The 21,175-nt window shown below is 63.7% G+C and carries 25 protein-coding genes; 5 read left to right on the top strand and 20 right to left on the bottom strand.

Going from position 1 to position 21,175, the window contains the following annotated elements; all coding sequences use genetic code 11:
* The first annotated feature begins 99 nt into the window (after positions 1–99).
* A complete protein-coding gene (locus ACRWQA_RS02450) occupies positions 100–1,014 on the top strand; it encodes a MerR family transcriptional regulator (RefSeq protein ID WP_434226939.1) in 915 nt (304 codons plus the stop codon).
* A gap of 22 nt (positions 1,015–1,036) precedes the next feature.
* Positions 1,037–2,455, top strand: a complete 1,419-nt coding sequence (gene phrB / locus ACRWQA_RS02445; protein WP_263581345.1) for a deoxyribodipyrimidine photo-lyase — start codon at positions 1,037–1,039, stop codon at positions 2,453–2,455.
* 47 nt (positions 2,456–2,502) lie between these two features.
* On the opposite strand, the gene ACRWQA_RS02440 is transcribed toward phrB, so the two are convergent.
* The gene (locus ACRWQA_RS02440) at positions 2,503–4,365 is read right to left on the bottom strand and encodes a putative bifunctional diguanylate cyclase/phosphodiesterase (RefSeq protein ID WP_263581346.1); all 1,863 of its coding nucleotides are present in this window, start codon (positions 4,363–4,365) and stop codon (positions 2,503–2,505) included.
* 247 nt (positions 4,366–4,612) lie between these two features.
* On the opposite strand from ACRWQA_RS02440, the gene fabA reads away from it, so the two are divergent.
* Both fabA and fabB read left to right on the top strand, forming a co-directional pair.
* On the top strand, positions 4,613–5,128 hold the full coding sequence (gene fabA / locus ACRWQA_RS02435; protein ID WP_263581347.1) for a 3-hydroxyacyl-[acyl-carrier-protein] dehydratase FabA: 516 nt from the start codon (positions 4,613–4,615) through the stop codon (positions 5,126–5,128).
* Between the two features lie 14 nt (positions 5,129–5,142).
* A complete protein-coding gene (fabB, locus tag ACRWQA_RS02430) occupies positions 5,143–6,360 on the top strand; it encodes a beta-ketoacyl-ACP synthase I (protein WP_434226938.1) in 1,218 nt (405 codons plus the stop codon).
* A 75-nt stretch (positions 6,361–6,435) separates the two neighbouring features.
* On the opposite strand, the gene ACRWQA_RS02425 is transcribed toward fabB, so the two are convergent.
* From ACRWQA_RS02425 to ACRWQA_RS02410, 4 genes are all read right to left on the bottom strand, one after another.
* Entirely contained in the window at positions 6,436–7,194 is a 759-nt protein-coding gene (locus ACRWQA_RS02425; RefSeq protein WP_263581349.1) for a lysophospholipid acyltransferase family protein, read from the bottom strand.
* Positions 7,191–8,084: a sugar nucleotide-binding protein gene (locus ACRWQA_RS02420; protein WP_263581350.1), complete on the bottom strand. Its 894-nt coding sequence runs from the start codon at positions 8,082–8,084 to the stop codon at positions 7,191–7,193. The genes ACRWQA_RS02425 and ACRWQA_RS02420 overlap by 4 nt, the downstream gene beginning before the upstream one ends.
* A gap of 34 nt (positions 8,085–8,118) precedes the next feature.
* Positions 8,119–8,727, bottom strand: a complete 609-nt coding sequence (gene ssb / locus ACRWQA_RS02415) for a single-stranded DNA-binding protein (protein WP_434226936.1) — start codon at positions 8,725–8,727, stop codon at positions 8,119–8,121.
* A gap of 73 nt (positions 8,728–8,800) precedes the next feature.
* Entirely contained in the window at positions 8,801–10,189 is a 1,389-nt protein-coding gene (locus tag ACRWQA_RS02410; RefSeq protein ID WP_263581352.1) for an MFS transporter, read from the bottom strand.
* A 163-nt stretch (positions 10,190–10,352) separates the two neighbouring features.
* Here ACRWQA_RS02410 and uvrA point away from each other — a divergent pair, with 163 nt between their 5' ends.
* Entirely contained in the window at positions 10,353–13,214 is a 2,862-nt protein-coding gene (uvrA, locus tag ACRWQA_RS02405; protein WP_434226934.1) for an excinuclease ABC subunit UvrA, read from the top strand.
* Between the two features lie 90 nt (positions 13,215–13,304).
* Here uvrA and rplQ read toward each other — a convergent pair whose 3' ends face one another.
* The 15 genes from rplQ to rplE form a co-directional block, all read right to left on the bottom strand.
* Positions 13,305–13,700 carry a 50S ribosomal protein L17 gene (gene rplQ / locus ACRWQA_RS02400; RefSeq protein ID WP_263581354.1) on the bottom strand — a complete coding sequence of 132 codons (396 nt, stop codon included), beginning with the start codon at positions 13,698–13,700 and terminating at the stop codon, positions 13,305–13,307.
* A gap of 39 nt (positions 13,701–13,739) precedes the next feature.
* On the bottom strand, positions 13,740–14,738 hold the full coding sequence (locus ACRWQA_RS02395; RefSeq protein ID WP_263581355.1) for a DNA-directed RNA polymerase subunit alpha: 999 nt from the start codon (positions 14,736–14,738) through the stop codon (positions 13,740–13,742).
* A gap of 82 nt (positions 14,739–14,820) precedes the next feature.
* A complete protein-coding gene (rpsD, locus tag ACRWQA_RS02390; RefSeq protein WP_263581356.1) occupies positions 14,821–15,441 on the bottom strand; it encodes a 30S ribosomal protein S4 in 621 nt (206 codons plus the stop codon).
* A 12-nt stretch (positions 15,442–15,453) separates the two neighbouring features.
* Positions 15,454–15,840, bottom strand: coding sequence for a 30S ribosomal protein S11 (rpsK, locus tag ACRWQA_RS02385; RefSeq protein WP_010626488.1), 387 nt, complete (start codon positions 15,838–15,840; stop codon positions 15,454–15,456).
* A 39-nt stretch (positions 15,841–15,879) separates the two neighbouring features.
* Entirely contained in the window at positions 15,880–16,236 is a 357-nt protein-coding gene (gene rpsM, locus ACRWQA_RS02380; RefSeq protein WP_197448629.1) for a 30S ribosomal protein S13, read from the bottom strand.
* 121 nt (positions 16,237–16,357) lie between these two features.
* The gene (rpmJ, locus tag ACRWQA_RS02375) at positions 16,358–16,471 is read right to left on the bottom strand and encodes a 50S ribosomal protein L36 (RefSeq protein WP_031384759.1); all 114 of its coding nucleotides are present in this window, start codon (positions 16,469–16,471) and stop codon (positions 16,358–16,360) included.
* Positions 16,472–16,523: 52 nt separating this feature from the next.
* Positions 16,524–17,855 carry a preprotein translocase subunit SecY gene (gene secY / locus ACRWQA_RS02370; RefSeq protein WP_263581357.1) on the bottom strand — a complete coding sequence of 444 codons (1,332 nt, stop codon included), beginning with the start codon at positions 17,853–17,855 and terminating at the stop codon, positions 16,524–16,526.
* Positions 17,856–18,290 carry a 50S ribosomal protein L15 gene (gene rplO / locus ACRWQA_RS02365; RefSeq protein WP_263581358.1) on the bottom strand — a complete coding sequence of 145 codons (435 nt, stop codon included), beginning with the start codon at positions 18,288–18,290 and terminating at the stop codon, positions 17,856–17,858.
* A gap of 3 nt (positions 18,291–18,293) precedes the next feature.
* A complete protein-coding gene (rpmD, locus tag ACRWQA_RS02360) occupies positions 18,294–18,476 on the bottom strand; it encodes a 50S ribosomal protein L30 (RefSeq protein WP_066452141.1) in 183 nt (60 codons plus the stop codon).
* Between the two features lie 5 nt (positions 18,477–18,481).
* A complete protein-coding gene (gene rpsE, locus ACRWQA_RS02355) occupies positions 18,482–18,982 on the bottom strand; it encodes a 30S ribosomal protein S5 (protein WP_111413348.1) in 501 nt (166 codons plus the stop codon).
* Positions 18,983–18,993: 11 nt separating this feature from the next.
* Positions 18,994–19,344, bottom strand: a complete 351-nt coding sequence (gene rplR / locus ACRWQA_RS02350) for a 50S ribosomal protein L18 (protein WP_111413347.1) — start codon at positions 19,342–19,344, stop codon at positions 18,994–18,996.
* Positions 19,345–19,353: 9 nt separating this feature from the next.
* A complete protein-coding gene (gene rplF, locus ACRWQA_RS02345; protein WP_263581359.1) occupies positions 19,354–19,884 on the bottom strand; it encodes a 50S ribosomal protein L6 in 531 nt (176 codons plus the stop codon).
* Between the two features lie 9 nt (positions 19,885–19,893).
* On the bottom strand, positions 19,894–20,286 hold the full coding sequence (gene rpsH / locus ACRWQA_RS02340; protein ID WP_263581360.1) for a 30S ribosomal protein S8: 393 nt from the start codon (positions 20,284–20,286) through the stop codon (positions 19,894–19,896).
* 32 nt (positions 20,287–20,318) lie between these two features.
* Positions 20,319–20,624, bottom strand: coding sequence for a 30S ribosomal protein S14 (gene rpsN / locus ACRWQA_RS02335; RefSeq protein ID WP_263581361.1), 306 nt, complete (start codon positions 20,622–20,624; stop codon positions 20,319–20,321).
* A 10-nt stretch (positions 20,625–20,634) separates the two neighbouring features.
* Positions 20,635–21,174: a 50S ribosomal protein L5 gene (gene rplE, locus ACRWQA_RS02330; RefSeq protein WP_228575003.1), complete on the bottom strand. Its 540-nt coding sequence runs from the start codon at positions 21,172–21,174 to the stop codon at positions 20,635–20,637.
* Position 21,175 lies beyond the last annotated feature (1 nt).

The following is a 21,175-nucleotide window of genomic DNA, read 5'->3' as shown; positions in this document are numbered from 1 at the left end:
GCCATCAGTTGTACACCGCCCGCTTAGTGTACAATATTCCTTGGCAGCGGCCCGAGCACCGTTGCCACGTGGCCAAGACAACACAAGAGGCAGGCGAGCATGACCGAGAAGGGGGCCCACCGGGCCGACACACCGCTCTATCCTATCCGCGAGGTGTCACGCATTACCGGCGTCAATTCGGTTACCCTGCGCGCCTGGGAACGTCGCTACGGGCTGATCCGCCCCAAGCGTACCCCCAAGGGGCATCGGCTCTACGCCCGCGAAGACATCGAGCGGGTCGAGCGAATCCTGCAGTGGCTCAGCCGCGGCGTGCCGGTCAGCCAGGTCAAGGAACTCATCGACCAACCACAACCCGTACCGGCCACCGAGCCTGCCTCCGGCGATTGGCCCAGCCAACGACGCCAGCTGATGGCGGCCATCGAGGCCCTCGACCAGGGCCAGATGGAAACGCTCTTCACCCAGAGTCTGGCACTCTATCCCGTATCTACCTGCCTGACGGAGCTGTGGCAGCCGGTCTTGCGCGAACTCGAGGAGCACTGGGCCGACCAGCTCGGCGCCGCCCTGCAGCGCCGCTGTCTGGAGTCGTTCCTGCGCACCCGCATCGGCATCCGCCTCTACCATGCCAACCGATTGGCCAAGGGACCCGTACTACTGATCGCCCCGCTGCCCGACGACCCCGGCCCCCTATGGCTGCTGATGGCCGCACTCGCCGCCAGCGATGCCGGTTACCAGGTCCAACTGATGGACAGCGCCCTGCCCTTCGGCGAACTGCCACTGGCGGTCGAGCGCCTGCATGCCGCCGCGCTGATCCTGGTCAGCGGCCGCGCCGAGCGGGCCGACCTGATCCGTCGCCAGTTGCCCCGCCTCGCCGAGCAGCTCGATGCCCCCCTCGGCCTGTGCGGGCCGGTCGCGCGGATTCGTAGCGGCGATCTGGCCGACAGCCTGGTGGAACTGCTTGGCGACGACCTGCCCCTGGCCATGGCCCGCATGCGCCCCTTGATTCTCGACCACTGACCCCATCGCGAGGCAGCCGACCATGACCTGCTCCCTGATGTGGTTTCGCAGCGACCTGCGCGTTCATGACAACACGGCGCTGGCAGCCGCCGCACGCCGGGGGCCGGTCATCGCCGTGTTCCTGCGCAGCACTTCCCAGTGGCAACGACACGGGCATGGAGTCAACAAGCTCGACTTCTGGCATCGCGGTGTCGTGGCCCTCGGCGAGGACCTGGCCGGCATCGGCATACCCCTGCTGCATCGCGATATCGACGACTTCGGCCAGGCCCCGGCTACCCTGCTCGATCTTGCCCGCGAGGCCGGCGCCAGCTCACTGCACTTCAACCGCGAGTACCCGTTCGACGAGCAGCGCCGCGACCAGGCCGTCATCGAGGCCTTTCGACAAGCCGACCTTACCGCGACTGGCCATCACGACAGCGTGGCCTTCGCTCCCGGCGAGCTGTTGACCGGCAAAGGTGACTTCTACAGTGTCTTCACGCCCTTTGCGCGAGCCTGGCACCGCCAACTGACAGCACAGCGCCTGGCTCTGCGCGACCGTCCTCCCCCGCAACCTTCACCAGCCATCGAGAGCGACGCAATCGCCCCCTTGCCTCCGCTCGACGCCCCCCCGGCCGATATGACGCGCTGGCCTGCCGGCGAAGCGGCAGCCGCCGACCGTCTGGAGCGCTTCCTGCGCTTTCGCGCGCGCCGCTATGCGCAGCAGCGCGATTTCCCCGCAGTGGCCGGCACCAGCGAACTCTCGCCCTATCTGGCGCTCGGCATGATCTCGCATCGCCAGTGCCTGCAGGCCGCGCTGAGCGAGAACGACGGCAGCTTGGCCGAGGGCGATGCCGGTATCGTCAGTTGGGTAAACGAGCTTGTGTGGCGGGAGTTCTATCAGCATGTGGCGGCAGGTTTCCCACGGGTATGCCGCTATCGCGCCTTCCAGCGGCACACCGAGGCATTGGCCTGGCGCGACGACGAAGCCGGTTTTCGTGCCTGGTGCGAGGGGCGCACCGGCTACCCCATCGTCGACGCCGCCATGCGTCAATTGGTCCGCACCGGCTGGATGCACAACCGGCTGCGCATGGTCGCCGCGATGTTCCTGAGCAAGCACCTGCTGATCGACTGGCGGCGAGGTGAAGCATTCTTCCTGCGTCACCTGGTGGATGGAGAGTTCTGCGCCAACAACGGTGGCTGGCAGTGGGCCGCCTCCACCGGCACCGATGCAGCGCCTTACTTCCGTATCTTCAATCCTACGAGCCAGTCTCACCGCTTCGATGCGGAGGCTCGCTTCATTGCCGAGTACGTACCCGAACTGGCCGAGCTGCCGACCCGGGATCGCCATGCCCCCAGCGAAGCCCAGCGCGCCGACACCGGCTACCCGTCGCCCATCGTCGAACACAGGATGGCACGCCTCCGAGCGCTGGAAGCCTTCAAGGCATTGCTACCTCCCGCCTAGAAACTCCGCCTCGGAGTGACAATGTCGACGATGCAATAAATCAGCGGCTAAGTCGTGGGCTCGGCACGCAGCATCAAGCCCGCCGAGTCCGATGGGCGGGCTTGCCACTGCGCTTCGATCAGCTCGGCCGGCCCCGGCCGTGCATAGAGATAGCCTTGTACCAATCGACAGCCGGCCTGCTGCAGGAAATCGAGTTGCCCCTGTGTCTCCACGCCTTCGGCCACCACGTCGAGCCCCAACCCCCTCGCCATCGCCAGCACGGCACTGACGATGGCGGCATCGGCAGGATCGTCGGGCAGCGAGCGGATGAAGGCGCGATCGAGCTTGAGCTTGTCCAGCGGCAGGTTCTTCAGGTAGCTCAACGACGAGTAGCCCATGCCGAAGTCGTCGATGGCAATACGATGGCCCTTGGCACGCAGCGCCTCCAGCCGCGGCACGATATCGCCGGCGCGCTCGTCGAGCAGCACCGACTCCGTCAGCTCCAGGCCCAGTTGGGGTGGCTCGATGCCGTGTCTCGCCAGGCCCGCCGATAGTGCCGTTTCGAGCTCGCCCTGAAACATCTGGATCGCCGAAATATTGATCCACACGGGAAGCTGGGGCAGGCCCAACTCCCGCCAACGCGCCATCTGGGCCAGCGCCTCGTCGATCACCCAGTTGCCAAGCTGGCCCATCAGACCATGGCGCTCGGCCAGCGGAATGAAGTCGACCGGCGACACCATGCCATGCTCGGGGTGCCGCCAGCGCAGCAGCGCCTCCATGCCCACCACGGCACCATCCATGATGCGGTGCTGGGTCTGGTAATACAGCTCGAGCTGGTCGCCATTGGCCAAGGCATCGCGCAAGCCGTAGACCAGCGTCATGTGTGGTGAATTCTGCACGTCCAGTGCCGGGCGGAAGCGCTGGCTGACGTTACGCCCGTGGCGTTTGGCCGAATAGAGCGCCGATTCCAGACGCTGGAACAGCACGCCGGACTCCTTGCCGTCCTCAGGGGCCCGGCAGCTGCCGATGGAGAGTCCCAGGCGCAGGGTCTTGTTGCCGACTTCGAAAGGCTCGCCCAGGTGCTGTCGCAGTCCCGCGATCCAGTTGTCGTGGTCGTCGTACGTCGTGGTGCGTATCACCAGGAACTCGTCGCCCCCGAGGCGCCCCACCACGCCGCCGGCCACATGCCGAGCCAGGCGCTGGCCGAAGCGGGCCAGCAGCCGGTCGCCCTGCTCCACGCCGAGGCTGTCGTTGACCGCCTTGAAGCCGTCGATATCGATGATCGCCATGTCTAGGCTCTCGCCGGCGCGCAGGTGGCGCAGCCGCGAGGTCATCAGGTCATGCAGCCGGCGGCGGTTGGGCAGACCGGTGAGCGGGTCCTCGAAGCCGATGCGTCGCAAGTCCTGCTCGCGAGCCTTGTGTACCGAAATATCAGTAAAGGTGCCGACGTAATGGCTGATGCGTCCACGGCTGTCGGTGACCGCCTTGACCCGCAGCCATTCGGGAAACTCGTCGCCCTGCTTGCGCCGGTTCCAGATCTCCCCCTCCCAGCGCCCCTTGCTGTGCAGGGTCTGCCAGAACCGCTTGAAAAAGGCCGGGTCGTGACGCGCTGCGGCCAGGTTGGTCGCATTGAGCCCGCGCACTTCATCCTCGGTGAAACCGGTGATGCGCGTAAAGGCGGGATTCACGGCGAGGATACGGTTCTCGGCATCGGTGATCTGCACACCCTCTTCGGAGAGCATCAGTGCCTGCTGCATCAGATCGGCGTGCTGGCGGTCTCGCTTCAACTGGCGCCAGGCAGCCGTCAACCCCGCCACGACGATGGCGACGGCGGCCATTCGCAAACCGGGACTGGGCAGCCAGATACAGGCCGGCAACGCTGCCATGGCAGCCCAGGTCAAGGGGCGGTTCAATGCGAAGGATGGCCGCATGCGTGGTCCCGATGTAACGGATATTGAGAGGAAAGTTGCGCCCATGCTGTGCATCGACCCTACCTAGAGTATCGACACTTTGCGGTAACACTTTAATCACTGGCGGCTGTCGCGTCATGCCTGACGTGCAATCAAGGACCACGGCCAGTAGACTAGGCAGGGCCGCCCGGGCGGGTTGGCACCTGTGCCATGTGCCTCCGCACCGTACGCGGAAGGGCCCACTACAACTGCGACTCGGAACGACTCAGTGACCAAGCAACACTCTTTCGAACGCGAAGAACTACTGGCGTGTAGCCGCGGCGAACTATTCGGCCCCGGTAATGCACAACTGCCGGCGCCCAACATGCTGATGCTCGATCGTATCACGCACATCCATGAGGAGGGCGGCCAGTTCAACAAGGGCGAGCTGATCGCCGAGCTGGATATCCAACCCGACCTGTGGTTCTTCGACTGCCATTTTCCTGGCGACCCGGTCATGCCCGGCTGCCTGGGGCTCGACGCCATGTGGCAGTTGGTGGGCTTCTACCTGGGCTGGCTCGGCCACCCCGGCCGCGGCCGTGCGCTGGGTTGTGGCGAGGTGAAGTTCACCGGCCAGATCCTGCCCGAGGCGGGCAAGGTCAAGTACCACATCAACGTCAAGCGCATCATCACCCGGCGCCTGATCCTCGGCATCGCCGATGGCACCGTATCGGTGGATGGCCGCGACATTTACCAGGCCAACGACCTGCGCGTCGGCCTGTTCACCTCTACCGCGAATTTCTGAAACAGGAGGCTCCCATGCGACGAGTGGTAGTCACCGGCCTGGGCATCGTGTCCTGCTTGGGCAACGACGCACAAACGGTCGTCGAAGCGCTCCGGAGCGGGCGCTCGGGCATTCGCTTCAAGGAGGAATACGCCGAGCGCGGCTTTCGTAGCCAGGTCGCCGGGGTCGTAGATATCGATCTCGACGCCCTGATCGACCGTAAGCTAAGCCGCTTCATGGGCGACGCCGCGGCCTATGCCTATGTCAGCATGGCCCAGGCCATCGAGGATTCGGGCCTCGGCCCCGAGCAGGTATCGAGCGAACGCACCGGCCTGATCGCCGGCTCCGGCGGCGCCTCCAGCGCCAACCAGGTCGAGGCTGCCGACGTGATGCGCGAGAAGGGGCTACGCCGGGTCGGCCCCTACCGGGTCACCCGCACCATGGGCAGCACCGTCTCGGCATGCCTGGCCACGCCGTTCAAGATCAAGGGCGTCAACTATTCGATCTCCTCCGCCTGCGCCACTTCCGCGCACTGCATCGGTAGCGCCATGGAGCAGATCCAGATGGGCAAGCAGGATGTCGTCTTCGCCGGCGGCGGCGAGGAGGAGCATTGGACGCTGTCGTGCCTGTTCGACGCCATGGGCGCCCTGACGACCCAGTACAATGACACGCCCGAAAAGGCCTCACGCCCCTATGACAAGGCCCGCGACGGCTTCGTCATTGCCGGTGGCGGTGGCATGCTGGTACTCGAGGAGCTCGAGCACGCCAAGGCGCGCGGGGCGAAGATCTATGCCGAGCTGGTCGGTTATGGCGCCACCTCCGATGGTCACGATATGGTCGCCCCTTCCGGCGAGGGCGCCATGCGCTGCATGCGCCAGGCACTGGCCACCGTGGACGGCAAGATCGACTACATCAACACCCACGGCACCTCCACACCGGTGGGCGACGTTGCCGAGCTCAAGGCGATCCGCGAGGTCTTCGGTGACAGCACACCGCCGATGAGTTCCACCAAGTCGCTGACCGGCCACTCGCTGGGTGCCACCGGCGTACAGGAAACGATCTACTCGCTGCTGATGATGGAGCATGGCTTCATCGCCGCTTCGGCCAACATCGAAGAGCTCGACGACCAGGCGGCCGGCTTCGATATCGTCACTCGCACTCGCGAGAGCGTCAGTGTCGATCGCGTACTCTCCAACAGCTTCGGTTTCGGCGGCACCAACGCCTGCCTGGTACTGCAGCGCTACCGCGACTAGAGGTTCCGTCCGCAACGAAGAAGGCGCCCAGCGGGGCGCCTTCTTCGTCATGCAAAGTATGTCGTACGCAGCAGTCTATCCCGAACTTGCCTCAACTGCAGATTTGGCATCCACCGGGCGCGGGACTTCCGAGATCTCGGCCAGGCGCGCCTCGATCCACGCTTCGACCTCGATCAACACTTCCTCCGGAGTACGGCCCACGGTATCGATGGGTTCCCCCACCACGACGTTGAGTATTCCCGGGTTCTTCACCCAATGGCGACCCGGCCAGCGTTCACCGGCGTTATGCGCTACCGGTAGCACCGGCACGCCGGCCCGACAGGCGATGACAGTCCCGCTCTTGTTGTAGCGCCGCCTTTGCCCCGGGTCCACCCGTGTGCCTTCCGGAAAGATCAATACCGAGAGCCCCTCCTGCAGTCGCGCCACGCCCTGGCTCAGCACCTGGCGCATGGCCCGCGCCGGCTTCGAGCGGTCCAGCGCAATGGGATGCAGCAGCCTGAGCCCCCAGCCGAACAGCGGGATGCGCAGCAGCTCCTGTTTGAGTACCGTGCACACTGGCGGCTTGAGAATCTGCAGGAAGATGGTTTCCCACTCGCACTGGTGGTTGGCCAGGATTACGCACGGACCTTGCGGCAGCCGCTCCTTGCCACTGACCCGATAGGTCACGCCGCACGTCCAGCGGAACCAGGCGGTGATGAAATGGTTGTAGAGATTGAGCAGCCGGTAGCGTGCCGGTAGCGCCAGCAGCGGGGCGACGGGCAGCAGCAGCGCACCGAAGACGAAAATAGCGAAAAAGTAACCGACGTAGAACAACAGGCTGCGCAACACATTCATAGTGGAATGCCGCCCTCTTCATCGGTCGCGATGGCGCGGCGGGCCTGGCACCACTCATCCAGCAGCCGCCCTACCTCCAGCCGCCACGGCTTCTGATGTACACCGAAGGCCTCCAGCACGCGCCTGCAGTTGAGTACCCGGCGTAGCGGCTGATCGTGATGATGCTTGAGAGCCTTGACCTCGCCCAACGCAACCTGCTCCCCCAGCCCCTCCAGGCGAGTCGACAGCTGCGTACGCACCATGGAGGTGAAGGTGTAGGCACTGACCGGCTCCGTGCCTGCCAGGTGATAGGCACCCCAGGCACTGGAACCGCACGAGAGCTGGTGCAGCATGCCCACCAGGGCCATGGCCACGGCATCGGCCGACGTCGGGCAGAAGATCACGTCCTGGGCCGCGCGAACCTCTTCCCCGGTCACCAGGCTATCGATCACGCCGCTGAGCCAGGCGTGCCCGCCTTCCAGCGCGAACAGCGGCCCCAGCCGCACGATCAGGTGTCGCGGATGGCTCTGGCGGATTCGGTCACCGATGGCGATCAGACGCCTGAGACTCTCGTCCCGCGGCGCCGGTATCACGTGCTCGTCAATGGGTGTCTCGAAGCCATCCTGATAGAGCTGATCGGAGACGCACCACACCAGCGGCGTGTCGGTTTCACGACATGCCGCCAGGCAGGCATCGACGCCCTCGCCATGCGCGATCACGGCTGCGGGCTCGATCTCCATCGGTGCCGAGAGGGGCGGGATGATGACCGCATCCGGTGCCAGCTCGAGCAATAGCGCCGCATCGATCTTCAGACCGGGCTCGATGACGAGCTCGGTATCACTGCGGCGATGAACCAGCCTGGCCAATGCCAGGTTGAGACAGTGGCCGGCATCCAGTACCAACAGCTTCACGCGATCGCCTCCGGCAGGCTCGGTCGGGAGGAAGTCAGAACGGGATTTCGTCGTCGAAATCGTCGAAGCTGCCCGGATCGGGCGCGCCGTAATTGCTCTGCTTCTGTCCTCCCTGCTGGGGCTGTCCTCCCTGCTGGGGCTGGCCGCCCGGCGCGGGTCGCTGCTGGGGCTGGCCGCCAAAGCCACCTGGCTGAGGCGCGGCGTTGCCGTAGCCGCCCTGCTGTGGCACAGGGTTGCCTTGGGGCGCGCCATAGCCGCCCTGCTGCTGAGGCATGCCCGCCCCCGGCTGGCCGCCGAAGTCACCGCTACGGGTATCGAGCATCTGCATGTCGTTGCATACGATCTCGGTGGTATAGCGATCCTGACCGTCCTGTCCCTGCCACTTACGCGTCTGCAAGCGCCCTTCGAGATAGACCCGCGATCCCTTCTTCAGGTACTGCTGGGCGATCTCGGCCAGTCGATTGAATAACACCACCGAGTGCCACTCGGTCCGCTCCTGGCGCTGGCCGCTCTGCTTGTCGGTCCAGGTGTCGGTAGTGGCGACGCGCAGGTTGGCGACGGGGCTACCGGATGGCATGAAGCGAACCTCGGGATCCTGCCCCAGGTTGCCGATGAGAATGACCTTGTTGACGCCACGGGCCATGCTGGACTCCCTCTATAAATGAACATGTGCATTGTAATGAACCGACCTGAGAGGCCGGCACCTGACAGGCAGGCTAGCCGCCACGGTGGCGACTCGAACGGATCAGGCGCGCCAGGGCGTCTTCGTCGAGGCGGCGCCGGTCCACCTTAAGATACGCCACTCGCTCCTCGGGAACGACCATAACGTCCTCAACGCCGGCCACCTCGGCGAAGCTCGCCATCAGTGTATCGAGCGTATCCTCATGATGCTCGTCATCCAGCGCCACCACCTCGCTCGAGAGGTGCGGCGGCGTCGGCATACCCAGCATCAACAGCCACCAGACGCCGGCGAGCACGGCGCTGCCGACGAATACCGCCGGCAGCCCCCATTGCTGGGCCAGGAAGCCGCCCAACACGCCGCCGAGGAAGGCGCCCAGAAACTGGCTGGTGGAGTAAACGCCCATCGCCGTGCCCTTGGCCCCGGCCGGTGCCAGCTTGCTGAGCATCGAAGGCAGCATTGCCTCGAGCAAGTTGAAGGCGGTGAAGAACAGCAGCAGCCAGGCGAACAATGCCCAGCCACTGCCGAACGAGGCCAGGCCGGCCAGGCTGACGGTGATGGCCGCGATCGCCGTCAGGCTCATGGCCTTCATGCGCTGACGTTTCTCCGCAACGATCACCAACGGCACCATGCCGACGAAGGCCAACGCCATGATGGCGAGGTAGGTCAGGCCATGCCGCTCGGCCTCGATGCCCGCCTCGACCAGGCGAAACGGCACGGCAACGAAGATCGCCATCAGCACCAGATGCAGGGCAAAGATCGACAGGTCCAACCGCCACAAATCGGCCCGGGTGAGAGTCGCCGCCAACTGCTGCCGATCGATGCCCACGTCGCGATGCCTCAGTCGCCGCGGTGCTGGCGGCACCAGCTTCCATAGCACCACCAGGCCCAGTGCGGCGAGCAGGGCGGTGAACCAGAACACGGCAGAGAGCCCGAAAGCGGCGGCCAGCCAGGGGCCGATCACCATGGCGACGGCGAACGCCACGCCTATCGAAAGGCCGATGGTGGCCATGGCGGCAGTACGCACCTGCTCGCGGGTCTGGTCGGCAAGCAGCGCCATGATAGCCGCGGCAACGGCGCCGCTGCCCTGCAGGCAGCGCCCCACGATGACACCGCCTATGGTCTCGGCGGATGCCGCCACTACGCTACCGAGCAGGAACAGCAGCAGACCTCCGGCGATCACCGGCTTGCGTCCGAGACGGTCGGAGAGCAGCCCGAAGGGGATCTGCAGCACCGCCTGGGTCAGGCCGTAGATACCCAGTGCCAGCCCCACCAGCAACGACGTGGCGCCGGCCAGTTCGTCGGCATACAGCGCCAGCACCGGCAACACCATGAACAGCCCCAGCATGCGCGTGGCATACAGGCTGGCCAAGCCGGTAATGGCGCGTCGTTCGGAGACTAGCAGCAGTCCAGAGACCTTGCGCATAGGGAGTGAGACGCTTCCATGGGTAGGCGGGCCGGAGCCCTTCAATGAACCGACTATTCTAACGATTCCGGGCCCCGCAGGAAACGTCCCGACCAGCGGCGCTTTGGCGCGCGGTCGGCCGCAGGAGTATAATCGAGGTTTTGCCGAGCGCCATGAGGTGTGAATGGACAGGATCGTGGTCAGGGGTGCGCGCACCCACAACCTCAAGCAGATCGACGTCGAACTGCCCCGTGACAGCCTGATCGTGGTCACGGGGCTTTCGGGCTCGGGCAAGTCGTCGCTGGCCTTCGACACCCTCTATGCCGAAGGACAGCGACGCTACGTGGAGTCGCTATCCACCTATGCGCGCCAGTTCCTGTCGATGATGGAGAAACCCGACGTCGACCACATCGAAGGACTGTCGCCGGCGATCTCCATCGAGCAGAAATCCACCTCCCACAACCCGCGCTCCACCGTGGGCACCATCACCGAGATCTACGACTACCTGCGCCTGCTGTTTGCCCGGGCCGGCACGCCGCGCTGCCCCGAGCACGGTGAGGATCTCGAGGCCAGCACCATCTCGCAGATGGTCGACCAGGTGCTGGCCCTGCCCGAGGGCAGCAAGCTGATGCTGCTCGCCCCGGTGGTCAAGGGACGCAAGGGCGAACACCTGCAGCTGCTCTCCGAGCTGCGCGCCCAGGGTTTCGTGCGTGTGCTGATCGACGGGCAGGCTCTCGAACTCGACGACATCGCCCCGCTGGACAAGAACAAGAAACACGACATCAGCGTGGTGGTCGATCGCATCAAGGTGCGCGAAGGGCTCCAGCAGCGCCTGGCTGAGTCGTTCGAGACGGCCCTCAACCTTGCCGATGGCATCGCCGTGGTCCACTTCATGGACGGCGAAGCCGAGGACATCCCATTCTCGGCGCGCTTCGCCTGCCCGGTGTGCGGCTATGCCATCGCCGAGCTAGAGCCGCGCATGTTCTCGTTCAACAACCCCGCCGGTGCCTGCCCCACCTGCGACGGACTCGGCGTGCAGCAGGTCTTCGATCCCGACAAACTGATCAGCCATCCGGAACTGTCGCTGGCCGAGGGCGTGATCAAGGGCTGGGATCGTCGCAGTATCTACTACTTCAGCCAGCTACAAGCCGTCGCCGACCACTACCGCTTCACCCTGGAGACACCATGGCAGGAGCTTGCCCGCCATGAGAAGGAAGTCATTCTCCATGGCAGCGGTGACGACGAGATCGCCTTCAGCTACGTCAACGACCGCGGCCGTCGCGTCACCCGCGAACACCCCTTCGAAGGGGTACTGCCCAACATGCAGCGCCGCTACCGCGAGACCGAGTCGAGCATGGTGCGCGAGGAGCTGGCGCGCTATATCGCCGACCGACCCTGCCCCACCTGTCACGGTTCGCGCCTGCGCAAGGAGTCCCGCCACGTCTTCGTCGACGATCACACCCTGCCGCAGATCGTGCAGCTACCGATCGGCGAGGCGTGGGATTATTTTCAGCGCCTGACCCTGCCCGGACGCAAGGGCGAGATCGCCCAGAAGGTCATCAACGAAATCCACGCGCGCCTCGAATTCCTGGTCAACGTCGGCCTCGACTACCTCAACCTCGAGCGCAGCGCCGAGACCCTCTCCGGCGGCGAAGCCCAGCGCATCCGCCTGGCGAGCCAGATCGGGGCAGGCCTGGTGGGCGTCATGTACATCCTCGACGAACCCTCCATCGGCCTGCATCAGCGCGACAACGATCGCCTGCTCAAGACGCTGATCCACCTTCGCGACCTGGGCAACACCGTGATCGTGGTGGAGCATGACGAGGACGCCATCCGCGCCGCCGACCACGTGCTCGATATCGGCCCCGGCGCCGGTGTTCATGGTGGCCGTATCGTCGCCCAGGGCACGCCCGAAGACGTCATGGCCAGCCACGACTCGCTCACCGGCCAGTACCTCTCCGGCAAGCGGCGTATCGAGATACCCAAGTGGCGCATCCCCGGCAACCCCGAAAAGCGACTCGTGCTCAGTGGGGCGAGCGGCAACAACCTGCGCAACGTCAGCCTGACCCTGCCGCTGGGGCTGTTCATCTGCGTCACCGGCGTCTCAGGCTCCGGCAAATCGACGCTGATCAACTCGACGCTGATGCCCATCGCCGCCCGCGAACTCAACCACGCCACCACCCTGACGCCGGCGCCCTATGAGCACATCGAAGGCCTCGATCAGCTCGACAAGGTGATCGACATCGACCAGAGCCCGATCGGTCGCACGCCACGCTCCAATCCGGCCACCTACACCGGCATCTTCACGCCGATCCGCGAGCTCTTTGCCGGTACCCAGGAAGCCCGCTCCCGGGGCTACAAGCCGGGCCGCTTCAGCTTCAACGTCAAGGGGGGGCGCTGCGAGGCGTGTCAGGGCGAGGGCATGATCAAGGTCGAGATGCACTTCCTGCCCGACATCTACGTACCCTGCGACGTGTGCAAGGGCAAGCGCTACAACCGCGAGACGCTGGAGATCGCCTACAAGGGCAAGAGCATCGACGAGGTACTGGAGATGACTGTGGAGGAGGCGCTGGAGTTCTTCAGCCCCGTGCCGGCCATCGCCCGCCGCCTGCAGACCCTGCTCGACGTGGGTCTCTCCTATATCCGCCTAGGCCAGAGCGCTACCACCCTCTCCGGCGGCGAGGCCCAGCGGGTCAAGCTGGCCAGGGAACTGGCCAAGCGCGACACCGGCAAGACGCTCTATATTCTCGACGAGCCCACCACCGGGCTGCACTTCGAGGACATTCGCCAACTGCTCGTCGTACTCCATCGCCTGCGCGACCACGGCAATACCATCGTGGTGATCGAGCACAACCTCGACGTGATCAAGACCGCCGACTGGATCGTCGACCTCGGCCCCGAGGGCGGCTCCGGCGGTGGACGCATCATCGCCGAGGGCACGCCGGAGCAGGTGGCGGAGATGGAGGCCTCTCACACTGGACGCTTCCTCAAGCCGCTGCTGGAGCGGGCCAAGAGCCAGAAGGCCGAGCCAGCGACTTCCAAGTAGGGTCGAAACGCAATAAAAAACCCGGCTTCGCGAGAAGCCGGGTTTTTCGTATTGCTACAGCACTGCCGGACCAAGGCCCGCCGCCGGAGATCACTCCTCGGTGACGACTTCCTCGGACTCCTCGACGACCGGACGGTCGACGAGTTCGACGAAGGCCATGGGGGCGTTGTCGCCGGTGCGGAAACCGCACTTGAGAATACGGACGTAACCGCCCGGACGCTCGACGTAACGCGGACCCAGCTCGTTGAAGAGCTTGCCGACCGCTTCTTTGGAGCGGGTACGGCTGAAGGCCAGACGACGGTTCGCGACGCTGTCCTGCTTGGCCAGGGTGATCAGCGGCTCGATGACACGACGCAGCTCTTTGGCCTTGGGCAGGGTTGTCTTGATCACTTCGTGCTCGATCAGCGACACGCTCATGTTCTTGAACATGGCCTGGCGATGCGAGCTGGTACGATTGAGGTGACGACCACTCTTACGATGACGCATGGTTGTGATTCCTTACCAAACTGGGACTCGAGTCGACGCTCACGCGGAGGCCTTGTCGTCCTTCAGGCTCGCCGGCGGCCAATTCTCCAGCCGCATGCCAAGGGAAAGACCGCGCGCAGCCAACACGTCCTTGATTTCGTTCAAAGACTTCTTGCCGAGGTTCGGCGTCTTCAGCAGCTCGACTTCGGTGCGCTGAATCAGATCGCCGATGTAGTAGATGTTCTCGGCCTTCAGGCAGTTGGCACTGCGGACGGTCAACTCGAGATCGTCTACGGGACGCAGCAGGATCGGATCGACGTGATCCTCTTCCTCCACGACCTCCTGTTCCTTGTCGGCTTCCAGGTCGACGAACGCGGCCAGCTGCTCCTGCAGGATGGTCGCGCTGCGACGGATCGCCTCTTCGGGATCCAGGGTGCCGTCGGTCTCCAGGTCGATGATCAGCTTGTCGAGGTCGGTACGCTGCTCGACACGTGCCGCATCGACGGCATACGAAACGCGGCGCACGGGGCTGAAGGTGGCATCCAACTGCAGGCGACCGATGGCACGCGATTCGTCGTCGGCGCCCACCCGGGCATCCGCCGGCTCATAGCCACGGCCGCGAGCGACCTTGAGCTGCATCTTGAGCTCGGCACCCTCGTTGACGTGGGCGATGACGTGATCCGGGTTGACGATCTCGACGTCGTGATCGAGGACGATATCGCCCGCGGTCACCAAGGCCGGGCCCTGCTTGTTCAGCGAGAGCACCGCCTCGTCGCGACTGTGCATGCGGATGGCCACGTCCTTGAGGTTCAGAAGAATCTCGATGACGTCTTCCTGAACACCCTCGATCGCGCTGTACTCATGCTCGACACCCGAGATCTCGACTTCCACCACGGCACAGCCGGGCATGGACGAGAGCAGAATGCGACGCAGCGCATTGCCCAGGGTATGGCCAAAGCCACGCTCGAACGGCTCGAGCACGATCTTCGCGTGATGCGCGCTGATCTCTTCGACCTTGATATCGCGCGGACGGAGAAACTCTGTCACTGAACGCTGCATAACTACACCTTTGAGGCTGCCTAACGGTTACTCGGTACTCGTAGCCGGCCCGAGAGGGCCGGCACGACGCGATCAGCGACGCTTACTTCGAGTACAGCTCGACGATCAGGTTTTCGTTGATGTCGGCCGACAGGTCGCCGCGTTCCGGGATAGCCTTGAAGGTGCCTTCCATCTTCTTCGCGTCGACTTCGATCCAGGCGACTTCGCCACGGTTGGCAGCGATGGAAAGCGCACTCTGGATGCGCGCCTGGTTCTTCGCCTTCTCGCGAACGGAAACCACGTCGCCGGGCTTGACCTGATAGGAAGCCACGTTGACGGCACGGCCATTGACCATGATCGCCTTGTGACTTACCAGCTGGCGCGCCTCGGAACGGGTGGAACCGAAGCCCATGCGGTAGACGACGTTGTCCAGTCGGGATTCGAGCAGCTGCAGCAGGACTTCGCCGGTGGCGCCGGAGCGACGGGCGGCCTCCTTGTAGTAGCTGCGGAACTGCTTTTCGAGTACGCCGTAGATACGACGTACTTTCTGCTTCTCGCGAAGCTGCAAGCCGTAGTCGGAAAGACGCTGACGGCGCTGGCCGTGCACACCCGGAATCTGCTCGGATTTGCACTTCTTCTCGAAGGGAGTCACACCACTCTTGAGGAAGAGATCGGTGCCTTCACGACGAGACAGTTTGCACTTCGGTCCAATATAACGAGCCATGAATCTGTCTCCTTAAACGCGGCGTTTCTTCGGCGGACGGCAGCCATTGTGGGGAATGGGCGTCGCGTCGGTGATGCTCTGCACGCGGAAGCCGGCAGCGCTCAGTGCGCGCACGGCGGATTCACGGCCAGGACCGGGGCCCTTGACCAGCACGTCGACGTTTTTCACACCATACTCGGCTGCAGCGGTCGCTGCACGTTCGCTTGCCACTTGAGCAGCGAACGGGGTGCTCTTGCGAGAACCACGAAAACCCGAACCACCGGCTGTTGCCCAGGAAAGGGCATTGCCCTGGCGGTCTGTGATCGTCACGATCGTGTTGTTAAAAGAGGCGTGGATGTGCGCGACGGCGTCCACTACCTGCTTTTTAACCTTTTTACGGTTGCTACGCGGGTTAGCCATGTTGATGTCTATTCCTGTCTTTACGCCAGAACGTGCGTGTTACTTGCGGATCGGCTTACGCGGGCCCTTACGGGTACGCGCGTTAGTCTTGGTCCGCTGACCACGCAGCGGAAGACTACGACGATGACGCAGACCACGATAGCAACCCAGGTCCATGAGACGCTTGATGTTCAGCGTCACATCACGACGAAGGTCGCCTTCCACGGTGTACTTGCCAACCTCGGCACGCAGGGCATCGACCTCTTCAGAGGAGAGCTCCTGGATCTTGGTGGTCGGCGCGATGCCGGTAGCGACACAGATTTCCTGTGCACGCGTGCGGCCAATCCCGAAGATATAGGTCAGCGAGATCGCCGCATGCTTGTTGTCCGGGATATTGACGCCTGCAATACGGGCCATCAGCTTTCTCCGAAATTTGAGCGGCTTGCTCGATTAGTTACTACAAAAGGCGCAACAGCATACCCCTTTACCCACCTTCGGGCAAGGGGTACGCTGGCACCGCTTTTCATGAGCGCCAGAATCAACCCTGGCGCTGCTTGTGCCGCGGCTCGGTGCAGATGACGCGGACCGCGCCATTACGCCGAATGATCTTGCAGTTGCGGCACATCTTCTTGACGGAAGCTCGAACTTTCATCGTTCCTTCTCCAAAATCGACACACGGCGCGCCAGATCACCGGCGGCGCGACTCAGCGCATGATGCCGCCGCTGCCATAGCCTTTCAGGTTGGACTTCTTCATCACCGACTCGTACTGGTGCGACATGAGGTGCGATTGCACCTGAGCCATGAAGTCCATGATGACCACGACCACGATCAGCAACGAGGTACCGCCGAAGAAGAACGGCACGTTCCACGCCACGATCAGGAACTGGGGCATCAGGGAAACCGCAGTGATGTAAAGGGCACCGAACAGGGTCAGACGGGTCATGACCTTGTCGACATAGCGAGCGGTCTGCTCACCAGGACGAATACCCGGCAGGAACGCCCCTGACTTCTTGAGATTGTCAGCGACATCCTTGGGGTTGAAGACCAGCGCTGTGTAAAAGAAGCAGAAGAATACCACCGCCGCCGCGAAAAGCAAGATGTACAACGGCTGTCCCGGCCCCAGGGCCTGGGACGCCCGCTGCAGCCACTCCATGCCGTCGCCGGCACCGACCCACTGCCCAATGGAGGCAGGGAACAGCAGGATGCTGGAAGCGAAGATGGGCGGAATAACGCCCGCCATGTTCACTTTCAGCGGCAGGTAGCTGCTCTGCCCGGCATACATCTTGTTACCGACCTGACGCCGCGGATAGTTCACCGTGATGCGGCGCTGGCCGCGCTCGATGAACACCACGAAGGCCACGGTCGCAACGCCCAGCACGGAGAGGGCCAGCAACGGCAGCACGTTCCACGCACCTTCGTTGCGAGCCAGCTCGAACGCTTGCCCCACCGCACCCGGCAGGCCAGCGACGATGCCGGCGAAGATCAGCAGCGAGATACCGTTGCCGATACCCTTTTCGGTGATCTGCTCACCCAGCCACATCAGAAACACCGCACCCGACACGAAAGTGACGATGGCAGTGAAATAGAAGCTGAAATCAGCAGTGTAGGCGATGCCCTGGCTGGCCAGACCCACCGACATGCCGGTGGCCTGCACCAAGGCCAGCACCACCGTACCGTAGCGGGTGTACTGGCTGATCTTGCGACGGCCGGCCTCGCCCTCCTTCTTCAACTGCTCGAGGTGGGGCGAGACCGCGGTCAGCAGCTGCATGATGATCGACGCCGAGATGTAGGGCATGATGCCCAGGGCGAAGATACTCATGCGCTCCAGCGCACCACCCGAGAACATGTTGAACAGTCCCAGGATGGTGCCCTGCTGCTCCCTGAACAAGGCAGCAAGCTGGTCAGGATTGATACCGGGAACGGGAATATGGGCACCGATACGGTACACCACGATGGCGAGGAGCACGAAGCGCAGACGCGCCCACAGTTCACTCAGACCGCTGCCCATCGCCGGCATGTTTCCTGACTTGGCCATTTAGTCCTCTACCTTGCCGCCAGCGGCTTCGATCGCGGCCCGGGCACCCTTGGTGACCTTGATACCGCGAACCGTGACCGCCTTGTTGACGTCGCCGGAAAGAATGATCTTCGCGTGCAGAGTGGCATTCTTGAGCACGTTGGCCTGCTTCAGGGTCTCGAGGGTGACTTCGTCACCTGTGACCTTGGCCAACTCGCTCAGACGCACCTCTTCGGAGACCAGCGACTTCATGGAGGTGAAGCCGAACTTGGGCAGACGCCGCTGCAGCGGCATCTGACCGCCTTCGAAACCGGGCTTCACGCTGCCGCCGCTACGCGACTTCTGGCCCTTGTGACCACGGCCGCCGGTCTTGCCCAGACCGGAGCCGATGCCACGACCGACGCGCTTCTCGGCATGCTTGGAGCCCGGTGCCGGGCTCAGGCTATTGAGTTTCATGGATTACTCTCCCTCTACCCGCACAAGGTAGTTGACCTTGTGGATCATGCCGCGCACGGCAGGGGTGTCTTCCAGTTCAACCGTATGACCGATGCGGCGCAGCCCCAGGCCCTTCATGGTGGCCTTGTGCTTGGGCAATGTGCCGATGGTGCTACGGGTCTGGGTAACCTTGAGTGTGGCTGCCATGGTATTTACCCCGTGATCGCTTCGACAGACAGACCGCGCTTGGCGGCGATGTCGTCCGGCGACTGCATGGAAGCGAGACCCTTGACGGTCGCGCGCACCACGTTGACCGGATTGGTGGAGCCGTAGCACTTGGCCAGGACGTCATGGACGCCAGCCAGCTCGAGCACGGAGCGCATGGCGCCGCCGGCAATGATCCCGGTACCTTCGGAGGCCGGCTGCATGTACACCTTGGAGGCGCCGTGACGGGCCTTGACCGGGTACTGCAGGGTATGGCCCTTGAGGCTCACCTTGACCATGTTGCGACGCGCCTGGTCCATGGCTTTCTGGATCGCGACCGGCACTTCACGCGCCTTGCCGCGGCCGAAGCCGACACGACCATTGCCGTCGCCCACGACGGTCAGAGCGGTGAAACCGAAGATTCGGCCACCCTTGACCACCTTGGCGACGCGGTTGACCTGCACGAGCTTTTCCTGCAGGTCGCCGGTGTTCTGTTCGTTCTTCGCCATCGTAAAACCCTTTAGAATTCCAGGCCGCCTTCACGTGCGGCGTCGGCCAGGGCCTTCACACGACCGTGGTACTTGTAACCGGCACGATCGAAGGCCACCTGGGTGATGCCAGCCTGCTTGGCGCGTTCGGCAATCAGCGCACCCACCTTGGCGGCGGCGTCCGAGTTGCCGGTCGCCCCCTCGCGCAGGTCCTTGTCCAGCGTCGAAGCGCTGGCCAGCACCTTGCCACCATCCGGCGAGATGATCTGCGCGTAGATGTGACGCGGGGTACGGTTGACGCACAGGCGATACACGCCCAGCTCGCGCATCTTGGCACGAGCGCGGCGGGCACGACGGAGACGAGATTCTTTCTTCGCGTTCATAACCCTGCCTTACTTCTTCTTGGCTTCTTTACGACGCACTTGCTCGTCGGCATACCGCACACCCTTGCCCTTGTAGGGCTCAGGCGGACGGAAGGCACGAACCTCGGCGGCGACCTGGCCCAGCTTCTGCTTGTCCGCGCTCTTCAGCACGATGACGGTGTTCTTCGGCGTTTCCGCGGAGACACCCTCAGGCAGGGAATACTCGACCGGGTGTGAGAAGCCCAGTGACAGATTCAGCGTCTGGCCACTTGCCTGGGCACGATAGCCGACGCCAACGATTTCGAGGGTCTTGGTGAAACCCTCGGAGACGCCGGTGACCAGGTTCTGGACCAGAGCACGAGTGGTGCCGGCCATGGCCCAGGACTTGGCGCTCTCGCTCGGGTTGAAGGTCAGCTGACCCTCTTCCTGACCGATGGCCACGTCCGGGTGAACGGTCATGGACAGCGTGCCCTGGCTGCCCTTGACGGTCAGCTGGTCGCCGTCGAGCTTGACGTCGACGCCGGCGGGCACTTTAACCGGATATTTGGCTACGCGGGACATTCCAGACTCCTAGAATACGGTGCAGATGACTTCGCCACCGACGCCCGCCTGGCGAGCGGCACGGTCGGTCATCACGCCCTTGGAGGTGGTGACGATCGCCACACCCATGCCGTCCGCCACCTTGGGCAGTGCATCCTTGCCCTTGTACTGGCGCAGAGACGGCTTGGATACCCGCTGCAGGTGCTCGATGACCGGCCTGCCCTCGAAGTACTTGAGGGTCACGGTCAGTTCGGGCTTGGTACCTTCAGCGACCGCGAAGTCGGTGATATAGCCCTCTTCCTTCAAAACGCGGGCCACCGCGACCTTGAGCGTGGAGGACGGCATGGTAACCGTCTCCTTGGTGGCCATCTGCGCATTGCGGATACGGGTGAACATATCCGCCAGAGTGTCTTGCATGCTCATTTACATTGCGCTCCTGATGTTTCCGTGGCGGCTTACCAGCTGGACTTCTTCAGCCCAGGGACCTCGCCACGCATAGCGGCTTCACGCAGCTTGTTACGGCCAAGGCCGAACTTGTTGTAGTAGCCGTGCGGACGACCGGTGATCCGGCAGCGGTTACGCTGACGAACCGGGCTGGAGTCGCGCGGCAACTGCTGCAGTTTCAGCGTCGCCTCGAAGCGCTCTTCGTCGGAAGTATTCACGTTCTGGATGATCGCCTTGAGCTCGGCACGGCGGGCCGCATACTTCGCGACCAGCTTGGTGCGCTTGAGCTCGCGTTCAATCATGCTCTTCTTTGCCATGATCCCACCCTTATTTCTTGAACGGGAAGTTCAGCGCGCTCAGCAGCGCACGACCTTCCTCGTCGGTGTTGGCAGTAGTGGTGATGGTGACATCCAGACCACGAATCCGGTCGATCTTATCATATTCGATCTCCGGGAAGATGATCTGCTCACGCACACCCATGGAGTAGTTGCCGCGACCGTCGAAGGACTTCGGGTTGAGACCACGGAAGTCACGTACGCGGGGGATCGCGATGTTGACCAGACGATCGAGGAATTCCCACATGCGCTCGGCACGCAGGGTCACCTTGATGCCGATCGGCCAACCTTCGCGCACCTTGAAGCCCGCGATGGACTTGCGCGCATTGGTCACCAGCGGCTTCTGACCGGAGAGCTTCTCCAGGTCGCCGATGGCATTCTCGATCAGCTTCTTGTCGCTGGTCGCGTCACCGATGCCCATGTTGAGGGTCACCTTGGTGATCCGCGGCACCTGCATCACGTTGGCGTAGCTGAACTGCTCTTTGAGCTGAGCCACCACCTCGTTCTGATAACGTTCTTTCAAGTTCGCCATT

The organism is Billgrantia sp. C5P2 (assembly GCF_051062895.2).
The sequence above is the reverse complement of the archived record's forward strand: the minus strand, read 5'-3'. Positions and strand labels throughout refer to the sequence as shown.

Excerpts from the sequence above, each read along its gene's own strand:
- ACRWQA_RS02450 (WP_434226939.1), top strand. The coding sequence starts at position 100 with ATGACCGAGAAGGGGGCCCACCGGGCCGACACACCGCTCTATCCTATC.
- phrB (WP_263581345.1), top strand. The coding sequence starts at position 1,037 with ATGACCTGCTCCCTGATGTGGTTTCGCAGCGACCTGCGCGTTCATGAC.
- ACRWQA_RS02440 (WP_263581346.1), bottom strand. The coding sequence starts at position 4,365 with ATGCGGCCATCCTTCGCATTGAACCGCCCCTTGACCTGGGCTGCCATG.
- fabB (WP_434226938.1), top strand. The coding sequence starts at position 5,143 with ATGCGACGAGTGGTAGTCACCGGCCTGGGCATCGTGTCCTGCTTGGGC.
- ACRWQA_RS02425 (WP_263581349.1), bottom strand. The coding sequence starts at position 7,194 with ATGAATGTGTTGCGCAGCCTGTTGTTCTACGTCGGTTACTTTTTCGCT.
- ssb (WP_434226936.1), bottom strand. The coding sequence starts at position 8,727 with ATGGCCCGTGGCGTCAACAAGGTCATTCTCATCGGCAACCTGGGGCAG.
- ACRWQA_RS02410 (WP_263581352.1), bottom strand. The coding sequence starts at position 10,189 with ATGCGCAAGGTCTCTGGACTGCTGCTAGTCTCCGAACGACGCGCCATT.
- uvrA (WP_434226934.1), top strand. The coding sequence starts at position 10,353 with ATGGACAGGATCGTGGTCAGGGGTGCGCGCACCCACAACCTCAAGCAG.
- rplQ (WP_263581354.1), bottom strand. The coding sequence starts at position 13,700 with ATGCGTCATCGTAAGAGTGGTCGTCACCTCAATCGTACCAGCTCGCAT.
- ACRWQA_RS02395 (WP_263581355.1), bottom strand. The coding sequence starts at position 14,738 with ATGCAGCGTTCAGTGACAGAGTTTCTCCGTCCGCGCGATATCAAGGTC.
- rpsD (WP_263581356.1), bottom strand. The coding sequence starts at position 15,441 with ATGGCTCGTTATATTGGACCGAAGTGCAAACTGTCTCGTCGTGAAGGC.
- rpsK (WP_010626488.1), bottom strand. The coding sequence starts at position 15,840 with ATGGCTAACCCGCGTAGCAACCGTAAAAAGGTTAAAAAGCAGGTAGTG.
- rpsM (WP_197448629.1), bottom strand. The coding sequence starts at position 16,236 with ATGGCCCGTATTGCAGGCGTCAATATCCCGGACAACAAGCATGCGGCG.
- rpmJ (WP_031384759.1), bottom strand. The coding sequence starts at position 16,471 with ATGAAAGTTCGAGCTTCCGTCAAGAAGATGTGCCGCAACTGCAAGATC.
- secY (WP_263581357.1), bottom strand. The coding sequence starts at position 17,855 with ATGGCCAAGTCAGGAAACATGCCGGCGATGGGCAGCGGTCTGAGTGAA.
- rplO (WP_263581358.1), bottom strand. The coding sequence starts at position 18,290 with ATGAAACTCAATAGCCTGAGCCCGGCACCGGGCTCCAAGCATGCCGAG.
- rpmD (WP_066452141.1), bottom strand. The coding sequence starts at position 18,476 with ATGGCAGCCACACTCAAGGTTACCCAGACCCGTAGCACCATCGGCACA.
- rpsE (WP_111413348.1), bottom strand. The coding sequence starts at position 18,982 with ATGGCGAAGAACGAACAGAACACCGGCGACCTGCAGGAAAAGCTCGTG.
- rplR (WP_111413347.1), bottom strand. The coding sequence starts at position 19,344 with ATGAACGCGAAGAAAGAATCTCGTCTCCGTCGTGCCCGCCGCGCTCGT.
- rplF (WP_263581359.1), bottom strand. The coding sequence starts at position 19,884 with ATGTCCCGCGTAGCCAAATATCCGGTTAAAGTGCCCGCCGGCGTCGAC.
- rpsH (WP_263581360.1), bottom strand. The coding sequence starts at position 20,286 with ATGAGCATGCAAGACACTCTGGCGGATATGTTCACCCGTATCCGCAAT.
- rpsN (WP_263581361.1), bottom strand. The coding sequence starts at position 20,624 with ATGGCAAAGAAGAGCATGATTGAACGCGAGCTCAAGCGCACCAAGCTG.
- rplE (WP_228575003.1), bottom strand. The coding sequence starts at position 21,174 with ATGGCGAACTTGAAAGAACGTTATCAGAACGAGGTGGTGGCTCAGCTC.